This is a genomic window from Robertmurraya sp. DFI.2.37 (assembly GCF_029211245.1).
Taxonomy (GTDB): Bacteria; Bacillota; Bacilli; order Bacillales; family Cytobacillaceae; genus Robertmurraya; species Robertmurraya methanolica_A.
This window is the reverse complement of sequence record NZ_JARGEJ010000864.1, coordinates 1-289: the sequence shown is the minus strand read 5'-3', so window position 1 is coordinate 289 and position 289 is coordinate 1. Positions and strand designations below refer to the sequence as shown.

1 pseudogene is annotated in these 289 nt (G+C 40.8%); it reads left to right on the top strand.

Going from position 1 to position 289, the window contains the following annotated elements:
- Positions 1-289 (top strand): annotated as a pseudogene (locus tag PZE06_RS28930) (transketolase); the annotation flags it as partial.

The following is a 289-nucleotide window of genomic DNA, read 5'->3' as shown; positions in this document are numbered from 1 at the left end:
GGAGCAATTACAGAAGTCAACTCTCCGTACCCGATCGATAAGAAGTTTGAGGCATTTAATTTCCATGTAATCAATATTGATGGAAATGACTTTGATCAGATCGATGCTGCATTCAAAGAAGCAAAGACAGTCAAAGGACAGCCGACAGCTATTATTGCTAAGACAGTAAAAGGAAAAGGTGTATCCTTCATGGAGAACCAGGTAGGATGGCACGGAAAAGCTCCGAACGATGAAGAGTACAAGATTGCAATGGAAGAATTAGAGAAAGCAGGTGAAGCATTATGTCAGA